Below are 26,810 nucleotides of genomic sequence, written 5' to 3' on the forward strand. Positions count from 1 at the left end.
CCGTCAGAGGGTGGCGAAGCGCAGGCCCGCCTTGGTGAGCCGGTCGATCAGCGCGTCGCCCATCGCCGTTGCCGTGGTCACCTGGCCCGCCGTTTCCGGCAGGTTGTCGGTGGCCAGGCACAGCGCCGATTCCGCGAGCATCTTCGCCGTTTCGTCGTAACCCGGGTCGCCGCCGGACACCTCCGTCACCACGCGGGAGCCGCCGCCTTCGCCGATGAACCGCACCGAGAACCACGAGCGCGCCCGGCGCTCGGGGCTCGGGCCGTTGCCGGGGGCCAGCAGCTTGGACAGCGCCCGGCGCGCCGGCGGGATCTGGGCCGCCGCCAGCAGCGCGCCCGCGCCGGTCACGCCGCCCGCCAGGATCGGCAGGTGCTTGACCGCGGCGAAGTGCCGGTAGGTGAAGTCGGGCCCGTAGCGCTCGGACGCGGCCGCCGACCGGCGGACGACCTCGGGGTCGATCGTCGGCAGCGGCACCGCCCACCAGCCCGGTCCGGCGACCCGGTGCGGACGGCCGAGCGGGGCGTGCGCGAACCGGCCGGCCGGCCGCGGCTCGGCGGCCGCGCGCTCGCGAGCGACGCGGGCTCCGGCGGCCAGCCGGCCCATGATGGTCAGCGCGCTGAGGAACGTGCCGCCCGAGGGCATCCCGCTCGCCCGGACGTAACCGTCGACGCGCAGCGGCACGCCTTCGGGCAGCTGCCGCACGGTGAACCACGCACCGAGGTCGTGCGGGATCGAGTCGAAGCCACAGGCGTGCACCAGCCGCGCGCCCGTCTCACGAGCGCGCCGGTCGTGCGCCAGGTACATCCGGTCGACGAACTCGGGTTCACCGGTCAGGTCGACGTAGTCGGTGCCCGCCTCCGCACACGCCGCCACCAGCGGCTCGCCCCGCGTCAGGTACGGGCCGACGGTCGTGATCACCACCTTCGTGGCCTCGGCGACGGCTCGCAGCGACGCCGCGTCGCCGGAGTCGGCGACGAGCAGGTCGAGCGCGGCGAACCGGTCGTCGACCTCGGCGAGCCGCGCGCGGACGGCTTCGAGCTTGCCGCGGCTGCGCCCGGCCAGCGCCCAGCGCAGGTCCGCGGGCGCGTGCCGGGCCAGGTACTCGGCGGTGAGCCCGCCGGTGAACCCGGTGGCGCCGAACAGGACCACGTCGTACGCGCGCATGTTTCCTCCTGAGGCTGTCGACGGCCCCAGGTTACCCGCCGGTCACTTCCGGTCGCCGGTGTAGACGACGGCCGCCGCGACCGCCGCCACCCCGCTGATGACGTCGGAGATGCGGCGCGGCAGGGCCTCGTGGGTGTCGGCCATCCAGCCCCGCACCTGCGCCCGGCCGAGCTCCGGCTCGCACAGGTCGTCGACCCCCGCGGTCCACGCGAGCAGCGCCAGGCACGCCGAATGCGGGTCCGGCCGGTCGACGCCGAACACCGCGGCCCGCGCCTTGTGCCGCGCCGTCGTCGAGACGAGCAGGTCCGCGGGCGGGTAGCGGTGCGTCCGGCGCAGGAGCACCCGATCGGGGGCCCGGCGGACGAGGCCGAGTGCAACGAGGTTGTCGGCGGTGATCGACAGCAGTTCCCCGCGCAGGTGGCCGACCCAGTCGCGCACGCTGTACGCCGCCGTTTCCGAAACAATTTCGGAAAACACGTGATCGGCGGTCGGAATACCCGGCGGGTGCGCGGCGATCGGGCGCACCTTCCGGTCTTCGACGGTGATCCGGTCGGCGAACAGCAGATCGCACAACGCCGCGCCCGCCAGCCCGATTCCCAGCGACGTCCGGCTCAGCACCGCACGTCCGGTGAACTCGTCGTGCCCCAGGAAGAACAGCGAATCCACCAAGGTGAGCCGGCGCATGGCAGAAATGTGCCCCCTGGGCGATCGGTGTGCGGGTGTCGAAGATAGCGGTGCGGCATCGGCCCGCTTTCGGTGCCATCACGTTTTACCCCGAACGGACGTACCGTCGCCGGGGGCGCACCCCCTACTCTGGGGCGCCGCCAAGATCACGAACGGCACGGGGGAAAGGTCCATGGGAACCCACACGCCGGGGCGTCGCGGCCTCGGCAGCAGGCGGCTCGGCGCCGCCCAGATCGTCTTTTTCGTCGTGGCGGCGGCGGGTCCGCTGTACGCGATCGCCGGCGGGGTCTCGGCGACGTACGCGGTGACGGGCAGCATCGGCGTTCCGCTGTCGTTCGTGCTGCTGGCCCCGGTGCTCGCGTTGTTCGCCGTCGGATACGCCGCGATGAGCCGCTACATCACGAACGCCGGCGCCTTCTACCCCTATGTGGCGCACGGGATCGGCCGTTCCGCGGGCACCGCCGTCGCCTACGTGACGGTGCTCGCCTACAGCTCCATCCAGGTCGGCGTCTTCGGCCTGTTCGGCCTTTCCGTTTCCACCTGGCTCGCCGGGGTGTTCGGGCTGAGCGTGCCCTGGTGGCCGGTCGCGCTGCTGATGGTGCTCGTCGTCGGCGCCGGCGGGGTGCTGCGGATCGACCTCAACGCGAAGGTGCTCGGGGTTGCCCTCGGGCTCGAGGTCGCCGTGCTCGTGGTCCTGGACGTCGTGCTGTTCGGCAATCCCGCGGAGGGCGCGGTTTCGCTGACGCCGCTTTCGCCGTCGAACCTGTTCACCGCGGGTGTCGGCGCCGTTTTTGCCTTCTCCATCGCGGTTTTCCTCGGGTTCGAGGGCGCCGCGACCTACGGCGAAGAGAGCCGTGACCCACGCCGGACGGTCGGCCGCGCGACGTACATCGCGATCGGCCTGACCGCGGTGCTGTACATCGCCTCGTCGCTCGCGATGGCGGTGGCGACCGGTCCGGACCACGTCGTCGAGCGGGCCGCGGCCGAAGGGCCCGGCCTGCTGTTCGGGCTCGGCGCGCAGCACCTGGGCACGGTGTTCGCCGACACGGCGTACGTGCTGTTCATGACGAGCCAGTGCGCCGCGCTGCTGAGCTTCCACAACGCCGTCGCGCGCTACTTCTTCGCGCTCGGCCGGGAAGGGCTGCTGCCGGAAGGGTTCAGCCGCACCAGCAAGCGCACCGGCGCGCCGATCGGCGGCTCGCTGGTCCAGACCACGATCGCGGTGGTGGTCGTCGCGGTGTTCGCGCTGGCCGGCCGGAACCCGTTCACCGACCTGTTCACCTGGACCGGCGTCACCGCCTCGACCGGGGTCACGATCATCATGATCGCCGTTTCGCTGTCGGTGATCGGGTTCTTCCGCCGGTTCCCCGGACGCGAGACGTGGTGGCGGCGCATCGGCGCGCCCGCGCTCGCGGCGGTGACGCTGACCGCGATCCTGGTGCTGATCATCGCCAACTTCGGCGTCCTGCTCGGCCCCGCGGGCGCGATCCCGTGGCTGCGCTGGGGCCTGCCGGGGCTGCTCGTGCTCGCCGGGCTGGCCGGCTTCCTGCGGGCCGAAGCGCTGCGCACCCGGAGCCCGGACGTCTACGCGGCGATCGGCGGCCCGCTGCGCGACGACGAAGACCTGGTGGCGGCGCGGTGACCGGCGTCCGGGCCGCCGAACCGTCCGAACTGGACACCGTGGCGGCGATCCTGGTCGCCGCGTTCCAGGACGACCCGCTGAGCCGCTGGGTGTTCCCCGGCGACGAGCGCCGCCGCACCGGCGCGCACCCCGCGTTGTTCCGCGAACTCCTCACCGCCGGGGTCGCGACCGGGAGCGTCGACGTCACCGAGGACCGTTCGGCGGCGGTGATCTGGACACCCCGGACCGGTGAAGACGGTGACGACGCGCCGATCGTCGGGCTCGAGCCCGCGGAGCTCGACAGGCTGGGGGTGCTGCTCGGGATGATGGCCGACCGTGAGCCGCCGGAACCGCACTGGCACGCGCAGTTCATCGGCGTGGTGCCCGGCCGGCAGGGCCAGGGCCTGGGCGGGCGGCTCGTCCGGCACGGCCTCGACCGCTACGACGCCCAGGGTGAGCCCACCTACCTGGAAGCCAGCTCGCCGGACAGCGCGCGGCTGTACCGGCGGCTCGGGTTCCGCGACCGCGGGCCTGCGTTCAGCCCGCCCGGCGGGCCGCCGGTGCAGCCGATGTGGCGTGCCCCGGCCTGAGCCGTTACCGGCGGGTACAGTGCCCCCGGACGCGAGGAGGCACAGGTGACGGAACGCTTCGGCAGCTATCAGAACGAGCTCTACCTGCAGGGGCTCGGCGGGGTGCTGCCGCCGTGCTCGACCGACGCGACGAAGCTCGAAGCGTCGGCTCGTGAGCTCATGGCGCCGGGCCCGTTCTCCTACGTCGCGGGTGCCGCCGGCTCCGGCGCGACCGCGCACGCCAACCGTGAAGCGTTCGACCGCTGGCGGATCGTGCCGCGGATGCTGACCGGCGCCACCGACCGAGACCTGTCGACGACGGTCCTCGGCACCCGGCTGCCCGCGCCGGTGGCCGTCGCGCCCGTCGGCGTCCAGTCGATCGTGCACGCCGACGCGGAGTCGGCGACGGCGCGCGCCGCGGCTTCGGTCGGGCTGCCGTTCATCCTGTCCACGGCGTCCTCCACCGGCATCGAGGACGTCGCCACGGCCAACGGCGACGGCCCGCGCTGGTTTCAGCTGTACTGGCCCGGCGACCCGGACGTCTGCGCGAGCCTGCTGGCCCGGGCGAAGAGCGCCGGCTTCACGGCGCTGGTCGTCACGCTCGACACGTGGACGCTGGCCTGGCGACCGTCCGATCTGGACCAGTCGTACCTGCCGTTCCTCACCGGCGAGGGGCTCGCCGTCCCGTTCACCGACCCGGTGTTCCGTTCCCAGCTGGAGAAGACGCCCGAGGAGGACCGCGGCACCGCGATCCTGCGCTGGATCGGCCTGATCACCGGCACCGACCGGACCTGGGACCAGCTGCCGTTCCTGCGTGAGCACTGGGACGGCCCGATCGTGCTCAAGGGCATCCAGCACGTCGCGGACGCCCGCCGCGCGGCCGAGGCCGGGATGGACGGCATCGTCGTGTCGAACCACGGCGGCCGCCAGGTCGACGGCGCGATCGGCGCCCTGGAGGCGCTGCCGGGCATCGTCGCGGCGGTCGGCGACCGTCTGGAGGTGCTGTTCGACTCGGGCATCCGCACCGGCGCGGACGTGCTGAAGGCGGTGGCACTGGGCGCGCGGGCGGTGCTGGTCGGCCGCCCCTGGGTGTACGGCCTGGCCCACGCGGGCGAGGACGGCGTGCGCCACGTCCTGCGGAGCATCCTGGCCGACTTCGACCTGACGATGGGGCTTTCGGGCCACCGCACCCTCGCGGACCTGGGCCCGGACTCGCTCCACCGGACCTGAGACACCGGCCGTCCCGGCTGAGCCCGAGCGCCCCAATGTGGCCTTCGGTGCGTCTCACGCAACCAAGGCGGCCTTCGGTGCGTGAGACGCAACCAAGGCCACATTGGGGCGCTTCTCGGGGTGCCGCCGGTCACGCGGCGGGGATATTCGGAAGCCCGCGTCGTCACGCACGGCTATCCTTGGCCCAAGTATGTCCACGCCATCCCCCCTCGACGCGCTGCGTGCGCGCCTGCCCGAGCTGATGCCGCGCGACGAGCAGCGGCTGCGCCGGCGACTCGACGGCGCCCGCAAGGCCCGTGACCGCGACGCCGCCCTCGCGCAGATCTCCGCCGACGTCGACCAGGCCGAGCTGCGCATCCAGGCGCGCCGCGAGAGCGTGCCCAAGATCGAATACCCCGAAGAGCTGCCGGTCAGCAAGCTCAAGGACGAGATCGGCGCGGCGATCGACAAGCACCAGGTCGTGATCGTCGCCGGGGAGACCGGCTCGGGCAAGACCACCCAGCTGCCGAAGATCTGCCTCGAGCTCGGCCGCGGCATCCGCGGCCAGATCGGGCACACCCAGCCGCGCCGGCTCGCCGCGCGCACGGTCGCCGACCGGATCGCGAGCGAGCTGAAGACCGAGCTCGGCCAGACCGTCGGTTACAAGGTGCGGTTCACCGACCAGTCCGGGCAGGACACGCTGGTCAAGCTGATGACCGACGGCATCCTGCTGGCCGAGATCCAGACCGACCGCTCGCTGCGCCAGTACGACACGCTGATCATCGACGAGGCGCACGAGCGCAGCCTCAACATCGACTTCATCCTCGGCTACCTCAAGCAGCTGCTACCGCGCCGCCCCGACCTCAAGGTGATCATCACCTCGGCGACCATCGACCCGGAGCGGTTCTCGAAGCACTTCGACAACGCGCCGATCGTCGAGGTCTCCGGCCGGACCTACCCGGTCGAGACGCGCTACCGGCCGCTCGTCGACCCCGAAGACCCCGAGGGTGACCCGGAGCGCGACCAGACGCAGGGCATCCTCGAAGCCGTCGAGGAGCTGTGTGCCGAGGGCCCGGGTGACGTCCTGGTGTTCCTCTCCGGCGAGCGCGAGATCCGCGACACCGCCGACGTGCTCAACCGCGCGAACCTGCGCAACACCGAGGTCCTCCCGCTCTACGCGCGGCTCTCGGCGGCCGATCAGCACCGGGTGTTCCAGCAGCACACCGGGCGCCGGGTGGTGCTCGCGACCAACGTCGCCGAGACGTCGCTGACCGTGCCCGGCATCAAGTACGTCGTCGACCCGGGCACCGCGCGGATCTCGCGCTACAGCCACCGCACCAAGGTGCAGCGGCTGCCGATCGAACCGGTGTCGCAGGCGTCGGCGAACCAGCGCAAGGGCCGCTGCGGCCGCACGTCCGACGGCATCTGCATCCGGCTGTACTCCGAAGAGGACTTCGAGGCGCGGCCCGAGTTCACCGACCCGGAGATCCTGCGGACCAACCTCGCGTCGGTCATCCTGCAGATGACGTCGCTGGGCCTGGGGGACATCGCGGCGTTCCCGTTCGTCGAGCCGCCGGACCGCCGCCAGATCAGCGACGGTGTCGGGCTGCTGCAGGAGCTCGGCGCGTTCGATTCGGTGAACACGGCCGACCGGCGGCTCACCGACACCGGCCGCAAGCTCGCGCAGCTGCCGGTGGACCCGCGGATGGGCCGGATGGTCCTGGAGGCCGCGCGCAACGGCTGCGTCCGCGAGGTCATGATCATCGCCGCGGCACTGTCCATCCAGGACCCGCGCGAGCGGCCGGCGGAGAAGCAGCAGGCGGCCGACCAGCAGCACGCCCGGTTCGCCGACCCGACGTCGGACTTCCTCGCGTACCTGAACCTCTGGGAGTACGTCTCCGAGCAGCAGAAGGCGTTGTCGGGCAACCAGTTCCGCCGCATGTGCCGCGCCGAGTACCTGAACTACCTGCGGCTGCGCGAATGGCAGGACATCTTCAGTCAGCTGCGTCAGCTGGCCAAGCCGCTCGGCATCTCGCTGAACACGAACACCGGCCCGGCCGACCCGCAGAAGGTGCACACCTCGCTGATCGCCGGGCTGCTCTCCCACATCGGGCTCAAGGACCCGGCGAAGGGTGACTACCTCGGCGCGCGCGGCGCCCGGTTCGGCATCTTCCCCGGGTCGGCGCTGTTCAAGAAGCAGCCGCGGTTCGTGATGTCGGCCGAACTGGTCGAGACGTCGCGGCTGTGGGCGCGGGTGAACGCCCGCATCGAACCCGAGTGGGTCGAGCCGCTGGCGGGGCACGTCGTCAAGCGGAACTACTCCGAGCCGCACTGGGAACGCAAGCAGGGCGCGGTGATGGCGACCGAGAAGGTGACGCTGTACGGCGTCCCGCTGATCGCCGACCGCCGCGTCAACTACGGGCGGATCGACCCCGAGATGGCACGCGCGCTGTTCATCCGGCACGCGCTCGTCGAGGGCGACTGGCAGACCCGCCACCACTTCTTCGCCGAGAACCGCGCGCTGCTGGAGGAGGTCGAGGACCTCGAGAACCGTGCGCGGCGGCGCGACATCCTCGTCGACGACCAGACGCTGTACGAGTTCTACGACGCCCGCGTCCCGGCCGACGTCGTCTCGGTGCGGCACTTCGACACGTGGTGGAAGAAGACACGCCACTCGGACCCCGATCTGCTGTCGTTCGAGAAGTCCATGCTCATCAACGAGTCCGCGGGCGGCGTCCGCGAGGGCGACTACCCCGACTCGTGGACGCAGGGCACGCAGGTCTTCAAGCTGACCTACCAGTTCGAGCCGGGCGCGGACGCCGACGGTGTCACCGTGCACATCCCGCTGCCGGTGCTGAACCAGGTCACCGAGGACGGCTTCGACTGGCAGGTGCCGGGGCTGCGCTCGGAACTGGTGACGGCGCTGATCAAGTCGATGCCGAAAGCGTTGCGGCGCAACTTCGTCCCGGCGCCGGACACCGCGAAGTACGTCCTCTCGCGAGTGTCCCCTTCGGACGGTCCGCTGCTGGAGGTGCTCGGGCGCGAGCTGCGGGCGCTGCGCGGGATCACGATCCCTTACGACTCCTGGGATGTTTCGTCCGTGCCGGACCACTTGAAGATGACGTTCCGGGTGGTCGACGAGCGCGGCAAGAAGGTGGCCGAGGGCAAGGACATCTCACTGCTGCAGCTCAAGCTGGCGCCGAAGGTCCGGGAGACGATCTCGAAGGCGGCCAACAGCCTGGAGAAGGCCGGCCTGACGAAGCCCTCGTTCGGTTCGCTGCCGCGGGTTTTTGCGTCGACGCAGCGCGGCCACGACGTCAAGGCGTATCCGGCGCTGGTGGACGAGGGTGCGTCGGTGGCGGTGCGCATGCTGGACACCCCAGCCCAGCAGGAGCACGCGATGTGGGCGGGCACACGGCGGATGCTGCGGCTCAACCTGAGCTCGCCGATGAAGTTCATCACGCGGTCGTTGTCGAATTCGTCCAAGCTGGTGCTGAACCGGAACCCGCACGGCAGTGTCGCGGCACTGCTCGAGGACTGCGTCGACTGCGCGGTGGACGCGTTGATGACGTCCGGCGGCGGCCCGGTGTTCGACGAGACGGGGTTCAAGATCCTGCTGGAGAAGGTCCGCGCGGGCCTGCACCCGGAGGTCCTGGCGGTGCTGACCGAGGTGGAGAAGATCCTCCGCGCGGCGAACGACGTCGAGGTGCAGTTGCCGGGGACCCGCGGCCCGGCGGAGTCGCTGTCCGACATCCGGAGCCAGCTGTCGGGCTTGGTGTACCCGGGTTTCGTGACGGCGACGGGTGCTTCGCGGCTGCGCAACGTGGTCCGGTACCTGCAGGGGATCTCCCGCCGGCTTGAGAAGCTGGCGTCGGAGCCGACGCGCGACTTGCAGCGGACGGCGGACATCGCGTGGATCACCGGCGAGTATCAGGAGGCGCTGGCTTCGCTTCCGCCGGGAACGTCGTCGCCGGCGTTGGATGAAGTGCGGTGGATGATCGAGGAGCTGCGGGTTTCGTTCTTCGCGCAGACGTTGGGGACGGCGCATCCGGTGTCGTTGAAACGGATCACGAAAGCCATCGACGACGCGCTGGCCTGATGCCGCCGGGAATGTCCGGCTCGGGTGGTTCCGAACTTCCGTCGGTTGACCGGGCCCGGTCGCGCGTCAAGCCTGGTGCGGCTGAGCAATCCGTCAGCCTCCGGGAAGGGACCCTCCGATGTCCTTGGGTGTTTCGTCCGCCAAACGAAGAATCTTCATCACGCTCACCGCGCTCGTCCTGCCGCTCGCCGTCGTCCTCGCGCCGGCCGCCCACGCGGCCACCGGCGGCTCGCCGCTTCCGGTGGATCCCCACTCCGGCAAGCACAAGATCGCCGCGGCTGCCGCGGAGCCGCGGCACGACGTGCCGAACCCGCTGCTCAAGGAGCGCTTCGCCGAGGAGGAAGAAGAGGACGGCGACGATCCCGCGCTGTCCGCGCTCTGCCAGACCTACCTCGGCAAGCCGAACCCCTACCGGCCGCTCGCGCCGAACACCGACGTCATCGCCGGGGACACCATCGTGCCCACCGGCAGCCAGACCGGCTGCAGCACCGCCCAGAACGAAACGACCATCGCCGTCAACCCGGAGAACCCGCGCAACATCGTCGCCGGGTCGAACGACTACCGGCTCTACAACACCCGCGAGGCCCGCAACGACTCCGGCGGCTTCGCCTACACGTCGTTCGACGGCGGCCGGACCTGGGCGAACGTCCAGCTGCCGCACCTCGACTTCCCGACCGGGGCGGCCGCGCCACTGTCCTACATGGACGCCGCGGGTGACCCGGCCATCGCGTTCGGGCCGCACAACACCGTCTACTACGCGACGCTCGTATTCAGCCGGGCCGCGGTCCCGGACGACGAGCAGCTCGCCAGCGGCATCGCCGTGTCGGTGTCCCACGACGGCGGGCGCAGCTTCGGGGATCCGGCGATCCTGCACCTCGACGGCGTCACGCCCGCCGGTACGCCCACGCCGGCGAACATCTTCAACGACAAGGAGTGGATCGCCGCCGACCCGGTGACGGGGACGGTGTACGTCACCTGGACGCAGTTCACCTACGACGCCGACGGGAACTTCACCGAGTCGCCGATCGTGCTGTCGAAGTCGGGCGACTTCGGGCGGACGTGGTCGCCGATGCGCCGGGTTTCGCCGTCGCTGACCGGCTTCCACGGCGGGATCACGCCCTACGGCAGCGGCTCGAACCCGGTGGTCACCCGGGACGGGACGCTCCAGATCGCCTACGAGACGTCGGTGTGCGCCAGTGCCGCCTGCGATCAGCCCGCCGACCACGACGCGGTGGTCGTGGCGACCTCGCGCGACGGCGGTCGCACGTTCCGGCACGCCGAAGTGGGGCTCGACTTCGACTTCCCGGTCGACGAGGACGTCGCCAACAACGCGCTGACCGGGGAGAACTTCCGCGTCAACAGCTTCCCGCAGCTGACCTACGACCGCGTGACCGACCGGCTCTGGGTGACCTGGGCCGATGACCGCAACGGCACCTACCGCGACGGCGAGTCGGTCAAGACGAACGGCGACGCGTTCCTGAGCGGGTCCGACGGCCGGCACGGCTGGTCGAAGCCGGTGAAGATCGGCACGGGCGCCGACGAGGTGTTCCCCGCCGTCGCGGCGCTGGCCGGCCGCGTCGCGGTCACGTTCTACACCCGCACCTACGACCCGCGCGGCATCGGGCTCGACTACGCGTACGCCACGGGCTGGGGTGACGGCGCAGGTTCGGCACCCATCCGGCGGATCACGACGCAGACGGCGAACCCGCAGGTGCAGTTCGTCTCGACCGGTGCGGTGACCGGGAAGGAACTGCAGGGTGTGTTCATCGGCGACTACACCGCGGCAGCGGTCGGCGCCGACTTCCGGCTGCACCCGTGCTGGACCGACTTCCGCGGCAACCCGGGCAAGACGCTGCCGAACCAGGACGTCGGAACGCAGACGCTGGCCATGTTCCCGTAGGTGACCGGCCGGCCGCCCCGGGCACGGGAGCGGCCGGCACGGTTCACTTCGCGTCGGCGTAGGTGTCGACCGGGGCGATGTGCAGCGGGAACCGGACCGGGCAGGCCGGGCCGAACAGCATCGTTGCCGCCTCCGTCACACTGTCCATAATGGACTCGGTCACCTCCGCCGCCAGGGGAGCCGGGGTGTGCACGATGACTTCGTCGTGCTGGAAGAACACCAGGTGCGCGGGCGCCGGAAGGCGTTGCCGGAGCGTCGCGAGCATCACCGCCGTCATGTCGGCCGCGCTGGCCTGGACCACGAAGTTGCGGGTGAACCGGCCCCAGCCGCGGGAAGCCCGCCGCGCCTTCAGCTCCGCCGCCTCGTCCGAAGCCAGGCCGCCCGTCAGAGCCCGCCACGCCGCGGACGGCGCCGGTGACGTCCGGCCCAGCCGCGACCGGACCCGCTCGCCGCGCTCGCCGGCCTGGGCCGCGTGCTCCACGTAGGCGACGGCGTCCGGGAACCGCTGTCGCAGCAGCCCCAGCAGCGGCCCGGCCTCGCCGGACGTGCCGCCGTACATCGCCGACAGCATCGCGATCTTGGCTCGGGCACGGTCGTCGCGGTCGTCGTCGGCGGCCGGGACCCAGCGGGCGCCGGAGAACAGCGCCTCACCCAGCCGGGCGTACAGATCCGTCGCCGCCGCGACGTCGGCGAGCCGCCGGTCGCCCGACAACGCCGTGAGCACCCGGGGTTCCAGCTGCGCCGCGTCGGCCACCACCAGCTTCCAGCCCGGGTCCGCGCGCACGCAGGTCCGCAGCACCTTCGGGATCTGCAGCGCCCCGCCACCCCGGCTCGCCCATCGCCCGGACACCACCCCGCCGACGACGTAGTGCGGGCGGAACCGGCCGTCGGCGACCCACTCGTCGAGCCACGTCCAGCCGTTCGCCGTGTACAGCCGGGACAGCTCCTTGTACTCCAGCAGCGGCGCCACCGCGGGATGGTCGATCCCCTTCAGGAAGTACTTCCGCGCGGACGGCACCTCGATCCCGGCCCGGGCCAGAGCCCGGACGACGCTCGGTGGTGAGTCCGGGTTGACCGGCCGCCCGCCGAACGCCTCGCTGATCTTCGCGGCCAGTTCGACCAGGGCCTTCGGCCGCTGCCCGGCCGGCACACGCGGGCCCAGCCGTGAAACCAGCAGCTCCTCGTGCAGGTCCGCCCGCCACGGCAGGCCGTCGGCCGACATCTCCACCGCGGCCAGCGCGCTCGCCGACTCCGCGGCCAGCAGCAGCCGGAACCGGTCCGGGTGCTCGGTCGCCGCCACCCGCCGCTCCTGCTCCGCGAGCACCCGCCGGACCGCCGTGACGACCGTCACTCCGTCCGGCAGCGTCGGCACACGAGTCTCGAACAATGTCGGCTGCGCCAGCTCGACGTCGGACGCCTCGGCCGGCGCTTCTTCACCGTTCGCCCTGGCCCAGGCCGCGCGCAGGCTCCGCGACTGCCCGTCCGCCCCCTCGTGCGCCAGCAACAGCCCTTCGGCCAGGGCGACGTCGTAACAGCGCTGCACCCGCACCCCGGCCGTCACCAGCACCGGGTACAGCAGCTCCGCCGACGGGAACACCCAGCGCGGCCCGAGCGACGCCTCCAGCTCCCGCGCCAGCGCCGCGAAACCCGCCTCGTCCAGGCCGTCCACCGTCGAGGACGGCGAATGCACGGTGAAGCTCCCGTCCTCCTCCCGCCCGGCGATCACCTGCACGAACACATTGTGCCGACCACCACCGACAGTTTCCGAGCGCGCACGGCTGGTGCGTCGGCGGCGCGCTTGGTTTACTCTCCAGTAGCCCCCATACCGCCGGTACGCCCGCCGTCGGCGTGGGCTCTCTTCCCGCAGCAACGGAGGTGCCTGGATGAGTCTGGTCGCGCTCGCCACGCAAGTGGCCGGCAAGGTGGCCGAGACGGCCCGCAGCGTCGACGTCATGCGCCGTGCCGGCCTGGTTCCGTTCCCCAGACTCGACGAAGGGGTCCGCTCGCTGGTCGCGCTCCGGAAGTTCGGCCCGTTCGCCGGCGCCAACCACATCTCCGCGCGCCGCGACCCGACCGCCGTCGGCATCGTCGACGAGCTCGGCCCGCTCACCTACAAGCAGCTGGACGACCAGTCGAACGCGCTGGCCAGGGCCTGGTCCGAGCGCGGGATCAAGCCGGGCCAGGTGGTCGCCGCGCTGTGCCGCGACCACCGCGGCCTGGTGCTCACGATGGCCGCGTCGGGCAAGCTCGGGGTCCGCCTGCTGCTGATGAACACCGGCTTCGCGAAGCCGCAGCTGGCCGACGTCGCCAAGCGCGAAGGTGTCACCGCGCTGGTGTACGACCAGGAGTTCACCGGCCTGCTCGACGCCATCCCGGCCGACGTCGAGCGCTACCTCGCCTGGGTCGACCAGGACAGCGACCTGACCGGCCGGGACGTGCCGGTGCTGAGCGAGATCATCGCCAGCACCGACGACCGGCCGTGGCCCGCGCCGGTCAAGCCGGGTGGTTTTGTGCTGCTGACCAGCGGCACCACCGGCACACCGAAGGGCGCGCCGCGGCCGCACACCTCGGCGCTGGCGTCGGCGCAGTTCCTCGACCGGATCCCGCTGCGGTCCAACGAAGCCACGTACATGGGCGCGCCGCTGTTCCACGGCACCGGCCTGTCGCAGTTCATCCTCTCCTTCGCGCTCGGCTCGAAGGTCGTGATGCGCCGCAAGTTCAGCCCGGAAGAGACGCTGCGCGGGGTCGCCGAGCACAACTGCACCGCGCTGGTGCTGGTGCCGACCATGCTGCAGCGCATCGTCGACCTGCCGAAGGACGTCCGCGAAAAGTACGACACGTCCTCGCTGCGGATCATCTTCGTCGCCGGCTCGGCGCTGTCGCCGGACCTCGGCAACCGCGCCAACGAGGCGTTCGGCCCGGTGGTGCACAACCTCTACGGCTCGACCGAGGTCGCGGTCGCGACGGTCGCGACGCCGGAGGACTGGGCGAAGGCGCCGGGCACGGTCGGGCGCGCGCCGGTCGGCTGCAAGGTGGCGCTGTACGACTCCGGCGGCGGCCGGATCACCGAGCCGAACGTGACCGGCCGGGTGTTCGTCGGCAGTGGCCTCAGCTTCGGCGGGTACACCGACGGCCGGCACAAGGAGATCATCGACGGCCTGCTCTCCAGCGGCGACGTCGGCCACTTCGACGACGACGGCCTGCTGTTCATCGACGGCCGTGACGACGAGATGATCGTCTCCGGCGGCGAGAACGTGTTCCCGATCGAGGTGGAGAACCTGCTGGTCGAGCGCGAGGACGTGCTCGAGGCGGCGGTGGTCGGCATCGACGACCCGGAGTTCGGGCAGCGCCTCAAGGCGTTCGTGGTCCGGGCCGAGGGCTCCGATCTCGACGTCGAAGGTGTCCGCGACTACGTCAAGGCGAACCTGGCGCGCTACAAGGTGCCCCGTGACGTCGAGTTCCTGGACGAGCTGCCGCGCAACGCGACCGGGAAGGTGCTGCGGAACAAGCTGTCATGAGCCGCGCTGGACGTTGACGATCCGCCAACGTCCGTCGCGGCGCTCCGCGACGACCGTGCAGGGAGCGCCGTCGCGGTGCCCGGTCGCAACGCCGACCGCGGGTGTCACCTGCAGCCGGGTCCAGCGGAACGCGCCCGCCGGGGCGTGCTGTGGCCAGGCGTCCCGGTCGAGCACGAGCCCGGCCGGCCCGTCGCCGCGGAAGCCGTCGCCCAGCAGCGGCGACAGCGCCCCGGTGTCGCCGCGCGTCTCGGCGTCCCGCCAGCGGGCCAGCAGCTCTTCGAACGTGTCCACGGTTCGAAGGTCGCAGCTGCGCGTTCCCCGGACATCTGCCACCTGGCCGAGATCCGCTGGCAGACTGACCGGGCGATGACCGACACCCGACTCCTCCCCGCCGGCACCGTCACCATCCTGTGCGCCGGTGACGCGCCCCCGGCCGCCTTCGCGACGCCGGAAGAGGCGCTCGCGGCGTCGGCCGGCGGCCCGGCCGCGCTGCACACCGGTGAGGCGCTGATCCGTGAGGACGGCACGCCCACCGGACCCGCCGTGCGGCGGTGCGAGCTGCTGCGTGCGCTGGCCGACGGCCGGACGCTCGTCTCGGCCCGCGCCGCGTCCGCCTTCGAAGACGCCGTCACCCTGCACGACCTGGGGGTGCACCGGCTGGCCGACCTCACCGCGCCCGAGCGGATCTTCCAGCTCGGCGGGACGCCGGAGCCGCTGCGCTCGCTCGACGTGGTGCCGAACAACCTCCCGGTGCAGCTGACCGGGTTCGTCGGGCGCGAGGCCGAGACCGGGGACCTTCGTCGGCTTCTGGCCGGCGGACGGCTCGTCACGCTGGCCGGGCCGGGTGGCAGCGGCAAGACGCGGCTGGCCGCGCAGGTCGCCGCCGCGGCCGCGCCCCGGTGGCCCGACGGGGTGTGGTGGGTCGAGCTCGACGCCGTCACCGGGCGAGCCGAGGTCGCCGAGCTGGTCGCAGCGACGCTCGACGTGCCGGTGGAACCGCGGGCCGGCGCCGCCCGGTCGGTCGCCACGGAACTGCGCGACCGGCGGGTGCTGCTCTGCCTCGACAACTGCGAGCAGGTTCTCGACGGTGTTGCGGACGTCGCCGTCGAGCTGCTCAAGTCGTGTCCCGAAGTTGCGCTGCTGACAACCAGCCGGGAGCCCCTCGACGTGCCGGGGGAGACGGTCTGGCGGGTGCCGCCGCTGGCCGTGGAGGAGGCGGTCGCGCTGTTCGTCGAACGTGCGGGCGCGGTGCGGCCACTGTTCACTTTGGACACTTCGAGCGCGGCCGCCGTCCGTTCGGTGTGCACCCGGCTCGACGGCATCCCGCTGGCCGTCGAACTCGCCGCCGCGTGGCTGGGAACCCTTACCCCGCACCAGATCGACGCCGGCCTCGGCGACCGGTTCGCCCTGCTCACCCGCGGCCCGCGCGGAGTCCCGGCGCGGCAGCGGACCCTCGAAGGCTCGATCGCGTGGAGCCACGACCAGCTCGACGACGCCGACCGAGCGGTGTTCCGGCGGCTCGCGGTGTTCGCCGGCGGGTTCACCCTGGACGCGGCCGGCGGCCCGGCCGTGCTGCCCGCGCTGGGCCGGCTGGTCGACAAGTCCCTCGTGGTCGCCGAAGACGGGCGGTACCGGCTGCTGGAGACGCTGCGCGAGTACGCGGCGGCCCGGCTCGCCGAGGCGGGTGAGGCCGACGCCGTCCGCGAGCGCACCTCGACCACTACCTCGCGCTCGCCGAAGCCGCCGAGCCCGACCTCGACCGGGACAAGGACGCCTGGCGGGCGCGGGTGGAACCCGAGCGCGACAACCTGCGCGCGGCCCTGGAATGGGCGCTGGCGCAGGAGGATCCCGACCGTGGCCGCCGGCTCGCCGCCGCCGTCGCGTGGTTGTGGAACCTGCGGGGCCGCGGGCACGAGGGCCTGGCGTACCTGAAACGCGCCGTGGCGCGGTGCCCGGACGAGCGGTCGCCGCTGCAGGCGCGACTGCTCACCGGGATGGGCCTGGTCGCCGACACCACCGCGCCGTTCGACCTCGAAGCCGCGCGGCAGGGCCTGGAGCTGGCCACCGAACTCGGCGAAGCGAGCCTTCGCGCGCGTTGCCTCTCACTGACCGGGCTCGGTCACCTGTACACCAACTTCGACGCGGCTTGGGACCTCGCCGTCGAAGCCGAGAAGGTGGCTGAAACTGCCGAAGACGGCTTCGCCCGCGACAGCGCGTTGATGCTGCGCGGAATCATCCAGTTCGCGCGCGACCGTCACGACGAAGCCGGGGCCTTGCTCGCCGAAGCGGCCGAAGGACTTCTCCGCCGCGGCGACCGTGGGCTCGCTTCGACGGTCCTCAGTGTCCAGTCGGGGATCGCGGTGGCCACGGGGGATCTGCCGCGGGCACACGAACTCGCCGAACGCGCGGTGGCGGTGGCTGCGCCGCTCGGGGACTTCCACCGGGTCAACACGACGCTGTCCCAGCTCGCGCTGGTGCACTGCCTGGCGGGTGACGTCGAGGCCGGGTTCCGCGTGATGGAGCCGTTCTTGAAGCTGATCGAGACGGCCGGGGACGTGTTCGTGCCCGGCATGGCCCGGGTGATGGGCGAGCTGCACCGGCGTCGTGGTGAGTACGAGGAAGCCGCCCGCTGGTTCGAGCGCGAAGCCGTGCCCGGGACGTACATGGCGTCGCAGGGACTGGCCGAACGCGGCGCGGTGCTGCGCGCGCAGGGCCGGGCCGAGGAGGCCGCGGCGGTGCTGGCCACCGCCGTCGATCTGACGCGCCGCTGGTCGCTGCCGTCGTCGCTGGCCGCCGCGCTCGAGCAGCAGGGGTATCTGGCCGGGCCGGAGCAGGCCGCCGAGCTGCACCACGAGGCGTTGACGCTGCGCCTGGACCACGGCCTCCGGCTGGGCGTCCTGGGGAGTCTCGACGCGCTGACCGTCGTCCTCGCGCGCACCGGCCGGGAGGCGGACGCCGCCCGCGTGCTCGTGTCGGCCGACCGGGCCCGGGCCGGCCTGGGCCTCCCGCGCCGCCTCGACGAGCAGGCCGAGCTGGACGCGCTCGGGCTCACCACGGAGGAGACGCCGATGGGGCTCGACGACGTGGTCGCGTTCGTGCGCCGGACCCGCGGTTCGCGCGGCCGCCCGTCGAGCGGCTGGGGGAGCCTGACGCCGACCGAGCTGGAGGTCGTGAAGCTCGCGGCGGAGGGCTGCAGCAACCCCGAGATCGGCACCCGGCTGTTCATGAGCCGTGGCACGGTGAAGACGCACCTCGCGCACGTCTACGCCAAGCTGGGGATCGCGAACCGCACGGAGCTGGCGACGGTCGCGGCACCGCACCTCGCCGGAAGCTGACGCCGTACCGGAGGGTCGGTTCGCGTACCTGGAGGGTCGGCCAACGAGCCGACTGTCTGGGTACGCGAACCGACCGTCTGGGTACGCGAACCGACTGTCTGGGTACGCGCTCAGTCCCAGTCGATGCCGAAGACGCCGGGGCCGAAGTCCAGGGCCACCGCGTGCACACCGTCGCCGCCGTCGAGTTTGAGGGGGCGGCGGCCGAGGGTGCCCGTTGCGCCGTTGCGGGAGTACTGCCAGCAGCGGGCGGGTGCGGTGCCCGGCGCGAACCGGACCTCAAGCAGGTATTCGCGCACCGGGCGGCGGAACTCGCGGTAGTGCGTGTTGCGGCACTCCGGGTACGGCGGCCCGCTGTTGGTCAGCGTGTACTCGATCAGGTGCGTCTCGCCCCGGTCGATCGGCTGGTCGAAGAGCAGTTCGGCGACGATCAGGCCGTGCGCCTCGTCGACCTCGGCCCGGCCGACGCGGCAGTTGCGCACGGCGTGCAGCTCCGGCGGGCCGGCCGCCGGGTCGTCCTGGGTGTAGACGAGCAGCCAGCGGTCCTGGCCGTCCGCGGCCGCCTGGAACACCGCCCGCGCGGTGACCGCGCGCTGGCCGCCGTCCGCGGCGATCTCGCACCGGTCGTGCAGCCCGACCAGCTTCAGCGGGTGCTGGTGCTCGAGCGCGTCCGACGCGCCGACCTTGTCCAGCAGCGGCTGCAGCACCTCACGCGGGAACGCCATCGGCTCGGCCGGGCGCTTCCCGGCGCCGCCGCGCGGCCGGGGCGGGGGCAGCAGCCCGAGCAGGGCGCCGGCGGGGACGTCGAGGATCTCTTCGAGCGTCCGGACGGCCGAGAGCGAGCTCTGCCGCTCGGGCTGCCGCTTGCCGGACTGCCAATAACTGAGGGCGGTCACGCTGACGACCACACCGCGGGCCCGCAGCCGCGCCTGGATCCGGTCGAGGGAGAGCCCGCTGGTGGCGATGGCCGCACGCAGCTGGGTGGCGAACGCGGTGCGCCCGCCTTCGTGGCCGTCACCCGCCGTGCTGCCCGCCATTGCTGATCCCGACCCGCCCCGTGCCGTCCCCCGACGATCCCCGACACGGAGCACGTTAGCAGGATTCGCGCGCGCGTCCGCGCCCCTCTTCACCCCGGTTGCCGGTGACCGGACCGGCGCGGGCACTCGGGCGAACGGGCTAGTACTGGCAACTGTGAACCATTGCCCCGGCCTGGGCGGACGCGCTTGTATGACCTTGCCCGCGCCGGTGGCTCCGCCTCCCCCTCACGGCCGAACCGGGCGCAGGTGAACAGCCGTTGGACAAACGGCTCCGGCTCACCCGGCCGCGTTGTGCGACCGGCCGGGGTGGCCGCGCGATGACCGGTGGCCCGGCGACGCCCCCAGCGCCGGGCCACCGGTCTTATTACTTCCGGGTAGCATCCGGGGCATGACGCTCCGGAAGAACATCCTGATCACCGGCGCCAGCAGCGGTTTGGGCGAAGGGATGGCCCGCCAGTTCGCGGCGAAGGGGCGCAACCTCGCCCTGTGCGCCCGGCGCACCGAGCGGCTCGAGAAGCTCGCGGCCGAGCTGACCGCGGCGCACCCCGGGATCAAGGTGGTCACTCGCACCCTCGACGTCACCGACCACGACCGCGTGTTCGCCGTCTTCGAGGAGTTCCGCACCGAGCTCGGGTCCCTCGACCGGGTGATTGTGAACGCCGGGCTCGGCAAGGGGCAGCCGGTCGGCAAGGGCCGGTTCGACGCCAACCGCCAGACCCTCGAGGTCAACTTCGTCGCGGCCGCCGCCCAGATCGAGGCTGCCGCCGGGATCTTCCGCGAGCAGGGCGCCGGGCACCTCGCCGTCGTCTCGTCGTTCAGCGCCATCCGCGGCCTGCCGGGCAACCTGACCGCGTACGCCGCTTCGAAGGCCGGGATCTCGGCGTTCGTCGACGGCACCCGGCTCGAGCTGAAGCGCAAGGGCATCACCGTCACCGACGTCCGGCCCGGCTACATCGAGTCCGAGATGAACGACCGGATCGGCAAGAACCCGTTGCTGGCCAAGGCCGAGAGCGGGGCGCGGGCGCTGGTCAAGGCGATCGAGGCCGAGCGCGCCCGGGCCTACGTGCCGGCGTGGCCGTGGGTGCCGCTGAGCCTCGCGATGCGCGTGACGCCGGCCTCGGTGCTGCGGAAGTTCGCATGACCGCCGATACGACCGTCGACGTCCGCGCCGAGGACGCCTTCGACGCCGCCGCGGTGCACGCCTGGCTGGCCGACCGGGTCGAGGGCCTCGGCGCCGAACCACCGGGCGTCCGGCAGTTCCCCGGCGGCGCGTCGAACCTGACGTACCTGCTGGCCTACCCGGGCCGCGAGCTGATCCTGCGCCGCCCGCCGGCCGGGCACAAGGCGGCTTCGGCGCACGACATGCGGCGCGAATACCGCGTGCAGCACGCGCTGAAGCCGGTCTTCCCGTACGTGCCGCGGATGCTGGCGTTCGGGGACGACCCGGCCGTGCTCGGCGGCGACTTCTACGTCATGGAGAAGCTTGACGGCCTGATCCTGCGCGGCAACCTCCCCGAGGGCATGACCCTGACCCCCGAACAGGCCCGTGAGCTGTCCGGCAAGGTGGTCGACCGGCTCGTCGACCTGCACGCCGTCGACGTCGAGAAGGCCGGGCTGAGCGACCTCGGCAAGGGTGCGGGTTACGTCGAACGGCAGATCCGCGGCTGGTCGGACCGGTACGTCGCGGCGCGCACGGACAACGTCGGCGACTTCGCTGAGGTGCGCTCGTGGCTGGCTTCGAACCAGCCCGATGAGGTCAAGATCTGCCTGATCCACAACGACTACCGGCTCGACAACCTGGTGCTCGACGGCCCGTCGACGCTCAACATCGCCGGGGTGCTCGACTGGGAGATGGCCACGCTCGGCGACCCGCTGATGGAGCTCGGCAGCATGCTGGCCTACTGGGTGCAGGCCGGCGACGACGACGTCATGCAGGCCAGCCGCCGGCAGCCGACGCACCTGCCGGGGATGTTCACGCGCGAGGAGTTCGTGGCGCGCTACGCCGAGAAGACCGGGCTTTCGGTGGGGGACTGGCGCTTCTACGAGGTCTACGGCCTGTTCCGGCTCGCCGCCGTGCTGCAGCAGCTGTACCGGCGCTATCAGGACGGCGCCACGCGCAACCCGGCGTTCAAGGACTTCTGGCAGTTCGTCGGCTACCTGGACTGGCGCTGCCGCGAGATCATCGCGAAGGGACGGGTGTAAGTGGGCGCGATCTACCTGGTCCGGCACGGCCAGGCGTCGTTCGGCGCGGCCGACTACGACGCGCTGTCCCCGCTCGGCTTCGAACAGTCCACTGTGGTCGGTGCGGAACTGTTGCGGCGTAACGTGTCCTTCAGTCAGGTCCGCTCGGGAACGCTGGCGCGCCAACGCGACACCGCGGCCACGGCGCTGAAGGTGCTCGGCAGCGACGTCCCGGTGGTCGAGGACCCGCGCTGGAACGAGTACGACCACGTCGACATCGCCCGGCACCACGCCGGCGGCGCGCCGCAGGAGGATTCCCGGGCGTACCAGGGTCTGCTGGACGCGGCGCTGACCGCGTGGACTTCGGCGGGCGACGGCGGTCCGTGCGCCGAGACGTGGCCGGCGTTCCTCGCCCGCTGCCGCGGCGCGCTGGAAGACCTGGTGGCGGCTTTGGGCAAGGGGGAGCACGCGGTGGTGTTCACCTCCGGCGGGGTGATCGCCACGATCTGCGGCCTCCTGCTGGGCACGCCGGAAGCCGGGCTGCTCAAGCTCAACCGCGTCACGGTCAACGGCGGCATCACGAAGCTGGTGTCCGGGCGCGGAGGTGTCACACTGCTCTCGTTCAACGAACACCCGCACTTCGAGGCGGACGCGGCCTCGTTGCTCACCTATCGGTAGGAGGCGCGTGATGCGGTTCGGCGAGGTCACGGTCATCCCGGTGAACGGGCACGGCCCGGAGGACGTCGTGGTCGATCGCGAAGGCCGGATCTACACCGGCGTCGACGACGGCCGCATCCTGCGCCTCTCACCCGACGGCGGGCGCATCGACGTCGTCGCCGACACCGGTGGCCGTCCGCTGGGGCTGGAGCTGTACGGCGACAACGAGCTCCTGATCTGCGACGCGCGGGCGGGTCTGCTGGTGGTGCCGTTGTCCGGCGGCGAGGTGTCGACGTTGGCCACTTCCGCCCTGGGGCTGGACTTCGTGTTCTGCAACAACGCGGCGGTGGCTCTTGACGGGACGATCTACTTCACGGACTCGTCGCGCCGCTTCGGCATCGACAACTGGCGTGACGACCTGATCGAGCAGACCGCGGGAGGCCGCCTGCTCCGCCGTAACCCCGACGGCTCGATCGACCTGCTCCTCGACGGCCTCCAGTTCGCGAACGGCGTCGCACTGGCGCCGGACGAGTCGTTCGTGGCGGTCGCGGAGACGGGCGCGTGCCAGGTTTCCCGCGTCTGGCTGCGGGGTTCGCGCGAAGGCAAGTCCGACGTGTTCGTCGACGGGCTGTGGGGCTTCCCGGACAACATCGCAACCGGCTCCGACGGGCTGATCTGGATCACCCAGGCGTCCCCGAAGGTGGCGGCACTGGACGTGGTGCGCCGGATGCCGGCGTTCCTGAGGGCGGGCGTCCGGGCGCTCCCGACGTCGATGCAGCCGCGGCCCGGCCGTGAGGTCGGAGTGCTGGGCGTCGCGGCGGACGGCAAGGTGGAGCGCTCGTTCCGCGGCGAGATCCCGGGTTTCCACATGCTCGTCGGGGTCCGCGAGTGGCAGGGGAAGCTGTACTTCGGCTCGCTCGAGGAGAACGCGGTCGCCGTGACGTCCCGCTGACCTCGGCTCTCAAACGCCCCAATGTGGCGTTGGTTGCGTCAGACGCACCGAACGCCACATTGGTGCGTTGGATGCACCGAACGCCACATTGGGGCGCTGCTCAGCGGCCGGTCCAGCGGGGTTCGCGCCCGGCGGACCACGCCGCGTAGAACTCCTTGTGGTCCTTCGCCGTCATCAGCAGGGCCTGGGTCATCGCCTCCAGCTCGATCGCGCTGCCGAGGTCCATGTCCAGTTCGCGGGTCAGCAGCACCTTCGTCGTCGCGTACGCCAACGCCGGGCCGTCCGCCAGGCGCCGGGCCAACGCAGCAGCGGTGGCGGCCAAGTCCGTATCCGGAACCACCTGGGTGGCCAACCCGATCTCGGAAGCGCGCGAAGCGGACACCTTGTCACCGAGGATCAGCAGCTCCGTCGCGCGGCCCAGGCCGACCAGGCGCGGCAACAGGTACGCCGAGCCCATGTCCGCGCCGGCCAGGCCGACCTTCGTGAACAGGAACGCGAACTTCGCCGACTCGGCCAGCAGCCGGAAGTCGCTCGCCAGCGCGATCACCGAACCCGCGCCCGCCGCGACGCCGTTGACCGCCGCGATCACCGGCAATGGGCACTCGCGCAGCGCCTTCACCACCGCGCCGGTCATGCGCGTGAACTCCAGCAGCTCCGCCGTCTCGAACTTCTGCAGCTCGCCGATGATCTCCTCGACGTCACCGCCGGAGCAGAACCCGCGGCCCTGGCCGGTGATCACCAGCACCCGCACGTCCTCGTGCTGGGGCAGCTCGATGATCAGGTCCCGCAGGTCCGCGTAGACGTCGAACGTCAGCGCGTTCAGCTTCTCCGGCCGGGTGAACGTCACGGTCGCCACGCCGTCGGAAACCGTGAACTCGAAGTGCTCCCACTCCTTCGTCAGCGGTGCGGTCGCGCGGAACGGGCTCATGTCTGGATTCCTCCGCCGTCGAGTACAAGGGTCTGGCCGTTGATCGCGGCGGCTTCGGGGGCCGCCAGGAAGGAGACGGCGAACGCCACCTCCGCAGGTTCCAGCAGTCTGCCCAGCGGGGACGCCGCCGCCAGCGCGGCCTCGGCCTCCTCAACGGCACGTCCGGTGCGCTCCTGGATGCGCGCCACCGAAGTCGCCGTCATGTCGGTGCGCACGAACGCCGGGCAGACGGCGTTCGCCGTGACGCCGGTGCCGGCCAGCTCCGCCGCGACCGCCCGCATCAGCCCGGCCGCCGCATGCTTCGACGCCGTATACCCGGCCGTGTAACGGTAACCGACGTGCGACGCGGTCGACGCCACCGTGACGATCCGGCCGCGATCCCGCGAGCGCATCCCCGGCAGCACCGCGCGCGTGCACAGGAACGCGCCAGTCGCGTTGACGTCGATCTGCGACCGCCAGTCCTCGAGCGAAGTCCGGGAAACCGGTGCGCTGGAAGAGATCCCGGCGTTATTGACCAGCACGTCCACCGGTCCCGCCGAAGCGAAGTACGCCGCCACGGCGTCCTCATCGGTGACGTCGCACTCGGCGCGGCCGGGCGCGAGCACGGTGTCGCCGGACGAACGGAACCGCGCGGCGATCGCCGCGCCGATGCCCCGGGTGCCGCCGGTGACCACGACCAGGCGGCTCACGGGCGGGCCGCCAGCGCCCGCCGGTCGAGCTTGCCGTTGGCGGTGCGGGGGAGTTCCGTCACGAAGACCACCTCACGGGGATACTTGTGCTTGGCCAGGTGGGCTTTTGCGTGGTCCTTCAGCTCGTCCGCGGACACCGAGGCGCCGAGCCGGAGCACAACGTACGCGCGCGGCACGACCAGACCGTCGGCCTCGTGCCCGACGACGGCGCAGTCCATCACCGCGACGTGGCCGAGCAGACAGTCCTCGATCTCGCCGGGGGCGACAAAAACGCCGCCGACCTTGAGCAGCGCGTCGGCCCGGCCGTGGTGGCGGAAGAAGCCGTCGGAACGGCTGAACAGGTCGCCCGACGTCAGCGTGTCACCGTCGAACGTCCGTGCGGACTTCTCCGCGTCGCCGAAGTACTCCAGTGCGATCGTCGGCCCGGTGACCCGCAGCGGCCCGATTTCCCCGTCGGGCAACGGGTTCCCGAGCTCGTCGACCACTTCAGCGGTGTACCCGGGCACGGCGGTGCCGAGCGTGCCGATCCGCGCGCGACCGGGCCGGTTCGACAGGTAGATGTGATACGCCTCCGACGAGCCGATCCCGTCCACCACCGGCACCCCGAAGGTCGCGTCCCACTTCCGGTGCAGCTCCGACGGCAGCGCCTCGCCCGCGGACGTGGTCATCCGCAGACAGCTGAGGTCCTGCGAATCCGCGGCCGGGTGCGCGACCATCGCGCTCATCATGGTCGGCACGTTGACCAGCACGGTCGGCCGGTGCCGCGCGATCAGCTCGAAGATCAGGTCCGCGGTGCTGCGCTCGGGGAACGCGATCCCGGCCGCGCCGACGCCGAACGGGAACAGCGCCACCAGGTCGCGCGCATAACCGAAGAACAGCTTGGGCACGGCAAGGATCCGGTCGTCTTCCCGCAGCCCGAGCACCTGCACGGCGTATCGTTCGAAGCTCTCTTTGGCGCTCCGCAAGGGATGCACACACGCCTTGGGCGCGCCGGTGCTGCCGGTGGTGAACTTCCAGATCCCGATGTCGTCGAGCGTGGTCGGCGCGGCTTCCAACAAGTCCGGCGCGGCGTCGACCAACGTCCGAAATGGACGCTCACCCGGCAGTAGCTCGCTCTCGGGCACACCCGTGACCAGCAAGTTTCGCGCGCCGGCCTGCCGCAGTGCGGGCAGCGTGACGGCGTCCGCGAGCACGGCGACGGCTTCGGTGTACCCGAGGTAGTACGCGTAGTCCTTGGGCTGCAGGAACGGGTAGACCTCGGCGGTGACCGCGCCGATCTTCTGCGCGCCGTACCAGGCCGCGACGAACTCGTCACCGTCGCTCAGCGCCAGCAGCACCCGCTGTCCTTTTCGGACACCCGCGTCCCGCAGCACGTGCCCGGCGCGGTTGGCCAGCGTCGCCAGCGAGGCGTAGCTGACCGCCCGTGAGCCGACGAACAGCGCGGTCCGGTCCCCGCGGCCCTCGGCCACGTGCCGGTCGAGGAAGTGCGTGGCGAGGTTGAACGGCTCACTCACGGGCCAGCTCCCGGATCGCTTCCACCAGCAGATCGGTCAACGTCGAGAACGTTTCGACGCCTTCTTCCGCGGTCGCTTCGGCGGGCGAACCGCAGTAGGCCTCGGTCATGCCCATGTCGAGAAAGCCGCCGTCGGACGGGGCCGAAGCGAGGCTGATCGGCACGTGCGGCAGTGACCGCATGACAACCTGGTCCACCAGCTCGGGCCGGTCGGCCAGCACCAGCGACGTCTCGTACCGCCCGGCGTGGCACTCACCCGACCGGAACTCGTCGGTCAGCCGCTGCGCGTGCCGCCGCCGCACCAGGTCGAGCAGCGCGACACGCCCGTCGTAGGCGAAGTTGAGCGTCTCGGCCGCGCGCCGCAGGGTGACCAGGTGCGCGGGCTCGAAGTGGTTGTTGACCAGCAGGATCCGAGGCAGACGCTGGCCGATCAGCGCGGCGCCGATGTCGACGAGCAGCGAGTGCAGGGTCTCCTCGCCGATGTGGATCCCGCCGGCGAACCCGGTCGCGAACCGCGTCACGCCGTAGGGCACCTCGGGCAGCACCAGCACGTGGACGTCCTCGTCGGCGGCCAGCCGCTCGGCCGCGCGTTCGCACATCCCGCGTGAGATCAGCGGGTCGGTGCTCAGCGGCGCGTGCGGGCCGTGCGGCTCGATCGCGCCCAGCGGGAGCAGCAGCACCGGGACGCGGTCACCCGAAGGCAGGGCGGCGACCTGGCGCGAGCTGAGGTCCGCGAAGTACGTCACGCAAATCAAGC

The 26,810-nt window shown here is 71.8% G+C and carries 21 protein-coding genes; 12 read left to right on the forward strand and 9 right to left on the reverse strand.

Going from position 1 to position 26,810, the window contains the following annotated elements:
- Positions 1 to 3 precede the first annotated feature (3 nt).
- Positions 4 to 1,164, reverse strand: a complete 1,161-nt coding sequence (locus tag ACIA5G_RS46705) for a saccharopine dehydrogenase family protein (RefSeq protein ID WP_395935689.1) — start codon at positions 1,162 to 1,164, stop codon at positions 4 to 6.
- Between the two features lie 42 nt (positions 1,165 to 1,206).
- Positions 1,207 to 1,848 carry a GPP34 family phosphoprotein gene (locus tag ACIA5G_RS46710; protein WP_395935691.1) on the reverse strand — a complete coding sequence of 214 codons (642 nt, stop codon included), beginning with the start codon at positions 1,846 to 1,848 and terminating at the stop codon, positions 1,207 to 1,209.
- Positions 1,849 to 2,020: 172 nt separating this feature from the next.
- On the opposite strand from ACIA5G_RS46710, the gene ACIA5G_RS46715 reads away from it, so the two are divergent.
- The 5 genes from ACIA5G_RS46715 (at position 2,021) to ACIA5G_RS46735 (ending at position 11,246) form a co-directional block, all read left to right on the forward strand.
- Entirely contained in the window at positions 2,021 to 3,490 is a 1,470-nt protein-coding gene (locus tag ACIA5G_RS46715) for an APC family permease (RefSeq protein ID WP_395935693.1), read from the forward strand.
- Positions 3,487 to 4,059 carry a GNAT family N-acetyltransferase gene (locus ACIA5G_RS46720; protein ID WP_395935695.1) on the forward strand — a complete coding sequence of 191 codons (573 nt, stop codon included), beginning with the start codon at positions 3,487 to 3,489 and terminating at the stop codon, positions 4,057 to 4,059. Before ACIA5G_RS46715 ends, ACIA5G_RS46720 begins: the two co-directional genes overlap by 4 nt.
- Before the next feature lie 45 nt (positions 4,060 to 4,104).
- Positions 4,105 to 5,268: a lactate 2-monooxygenase gene (locus ACIA5G_RS46725; protein ID WP_395935697.1), complete on the forward strand. Its 1,164-nt coding sequence runs from the start codon at positions 4,105 to 4,107 to the stop codon at positions 5,266 to 5,268.
- Between the two features lie 190 nt (positions 5,269 to 5,458).
- Positions 5,459 to 9,346 (forward strand): ATP-dependent RNA helicase HrpA, encoded by a 3,888-nt coding sequence (hrpA, locus tag ACIA5G_RS46730; RefSeq protein WP_395935699.1) that lies wholly within the window; start codon positions 5,459 to 5,461, stop codon positions 9,344 to 9,346.
- Positions 9,347 to 9,464: 118 nt separating this feature from the next.
- Positions 9,465 to 11,246: an exo-alpha-sialidase gene (locus tag ACIA5G_RS46735; RefSeq protein ID WP_395935701.1), complete on the forward strand. Its 1,782-nt coding sequence runs from the start codon at positions 9,465 to 9,467 to the stop codon at positions 11,244 to 11,246.
- Positions 11,247 to 11,289: 43 nt separating this feature from the next.
- Here the strand turns inward: ACIA5G_RS46735 and ACIA5G_RS46740 are convergent, their stop codons facing one another.
- Entirely contained in the window at positions 11,290 to 12,978 is a 1,689-nt protein-coding gene (locus ACIA5G_RS46740) for a bifunctional 3'-5' exonuclease/DNA polymerase (protein WP_395935703.1), read from the reverse strand.
- Between the two features lie 151 nt (positions 12,979 to 13,129).
- On the opposite strand from ACIA5G_RS46740, the gene ACIA5G_RS46745 reads away from it, so the two are divergent.
- Positions 13,130 to 14,764, forward strand: a complete 1,635-nt coding sequence (locus ACIA5G_RS46745; protein WP_395935705.1) for an acyl-CoA synthetase — start codon at positions 13,130 to 13,132, stop codon at positions 14,762 to 14,764.
- On the opposite strand, the gene ACIA5G_RS46750 is transcribed toward ACIA5G_RS46745, so the two are convergent.
- A complete protein-coding gene (locus ACIA5G_RS46750) occupies positions 14,759 to 15,055 on the reverse strand; it encodes a nuclear transport factor 2 family protein (RefSeq protein WP_395935707.1) in 297 nt (98 codons plus the stop codon). The two genes, ACIA5G_RS46745 and ACIA5G_RS46750, sit on opposite strands and share 6 nt — an antisense overlap.
- Positions 15,056 to 15,130: 75 nt before the next feature.
- Here ACIA5G_RS46750 and ACIA5G_RS46755 point away from each other — a divergent pair, with 75 nt between their 5' ends.
- Together ACIA5G_RS46755 and ACIA5G_RS46760 are read left to right on the forward strand one after the other, a co-directional pair.
- Complete coding sequence (locus ACIA5G_RS46755) at positions 15,131 to 16,696, forward strand: ATP-binding protein (RefSeq protein ID WP_395935709.1); 1,566 nt, start codon at positions 15,131 to 15,133, stop codon at positions 16,694 to 16,696.
- Positions 16,697 to 16,983: 287 nt separating this feature from the next.
- Positions 16,984 to 18,099 carry a LuxR C-terminal-related transcriptional regulator gene (locus ACIA5G_RS46760; protein WP_395935859.1) on the forward strand — a complete coding sequence of 372 codons (1,116 nt, stop codon included), beginning with the start codon at positions 16,984 to 16,986 and terminating at the stop codon, positions 18,097 to 18,099.
- Between the two features lie 110 nt (positions 18,100 to 18,209).
- Here the strand turns inward: ACIA5G_RS46760 and ACIA5G_RS46765 are convergent, their stop codons facing one another.
- Positions 18,210 to 19,133, reverse strand: coding sequence for a hypothetical protein (locus ACIA5G_RS46765; RefSeq protein WP_395935711.1), 924 nt, complete (start codon positions 19,131 to 19,133; stop codon positions 18,210 to 18,212).
- A 388-nt stretch (positions 19,134 to 19,521) separates the two neighbouring features.
- On the opposite strand from ACIA5G_RS46765, the gene ACIA5G_RS46770 reads away from it, so the two are divergent.
- Genes ACIA5G_RS46770 through ACIA5G_RS46785 form a run of 4 tightly spaced genes read left to right on the forward strand, consistent with a single transcriptional unit; the run spans position 19,522 to position 22,923 of the window.
- Positions 19,522 to 20,274 (forward strand): SDR family oxidoreductase, encoded by a 753-nt coding sequence (locus tag ACIA5G_RS46770; RefSeq protein ID WP_395935713.1) that lies wholly within the window; start codon positions 19,522 to 19,524, stop codon positions 20,272 to 20,274.
- Positions 20,271 to 21,335, forward strand: coding sequence for a phosphotransferase family protein (locus ACIA5G_RS46775; RefSeq protein ID WP_395935715.1), 1,065 nt, complete (start codon positions 20,271 to 20,273; stop codon positions 21,333 to 21,335). The genes ACIA5G_RS46770 and ACIA5G_RS46775 overlap by 4 nt, the downstream gene beginning before the upstream one ends.
- On the forward strand, positions 21,336 to 21,992 hold the full coding sequence (locus ACIA5G_RS46780; protein ID WP_395935717.1) for a histidine phosphatase family protein: 657 nt from the start codon (positions 21,336 to 21,338) through the stop codon (positions 21,990 to 21,992).
- Positions 21,993 to 22,002: 10 nt separating this feature from the next.
- Positions 22,003 to 22,923, forward strand: coding sequence for an SMP-30/gluconolactonase/LRE family protein (locus tag ACIA5G_RS46785; protein WP_395935719.1), 921 nt, complete (start codon positions 22,003 to 22,005; stop codon positions 22,921 to 22,923).
- Positions 22,924 to 23,023: 100 nt separating this feature from the next.
- Here the strand turns inward: ACIA5G_RS46785 and ACIA5G_RS46790 are convergent, their stop codons facing one another.
- From ACIA5G_RS46790 to ACIA5G_RS46805, 4 genes are read right to left on the reverse strand one after another with little or no spacing between them, the layout of a single operon-like run.
- A complete protein-coding gene (locus ACIA5G_RS46790; protein WP_395935721.1) occupies positions 23,024 to 23,851 on the reverse strand; it encodes an enoyl-CoA hydratase family protein in 828 nt (275 codons plus the stop codon).
- Positions 23,848 to 24,540, reverse strand: coding sequence for an SDR family NAD(P)-dependent oxidoreductase (locus ACIA5G_RS46795; RefSeq protein WP_395935723.1), 693 nt, complete (start codon positions 24,538 to 24,540; stop codon positions 23,848 to 23,850). Before ACIA5G_RS46795 ends, ACIA5G_RS46790 begins: the two co-directional genes overlap by 4 nt.
- Positions 24,537 to 26,054 carry a benzoate-CoA ligase family protein gene (locus tag ACIA5G_RS46800; RefSeq protein WP_395935725.1) on the reverse strand — a complete coding sequence of 506 codons (1,518 nt, stop codon included), beginning with the start codon at positions 26,052 to 26,054 and terminating at the stop codon, positions 24,537 to 24,539. The genes ACIA5G_RS46795 and ACIA5G_RS46800 overlap by 4 nt, the downstream gene beginning before the upstream one ends.
- Positions 26,047 to 26,799, reverse strand: a complete 753-nt coding sequence (locus ACIA5G_RS46805; RefSeq protein WP_395935727.1) for a creatininase family protein — start codon at positions 26,797 to 26,799, stop codon at positions 26,047 to 26,049. Before ACIA5G_RS46805 ends, ACIA5G_RS46800 begins: the two co-directional genes overlap by 8 nt.
- Between the last annotated feature and the right edge of the window lie 11 nt (positions 26,800 to 26,810).

It is taken from the genome of Amycolatopsis sp. NPDC051758 (assembly GCF_044453095.1).
Taxonomy (GTDB): domain Bacteria; phylum Actinomycetota; class Actinomycetes; order Mycobacteriales; family Pseudonocardiaceae; genus Amycolatopsis.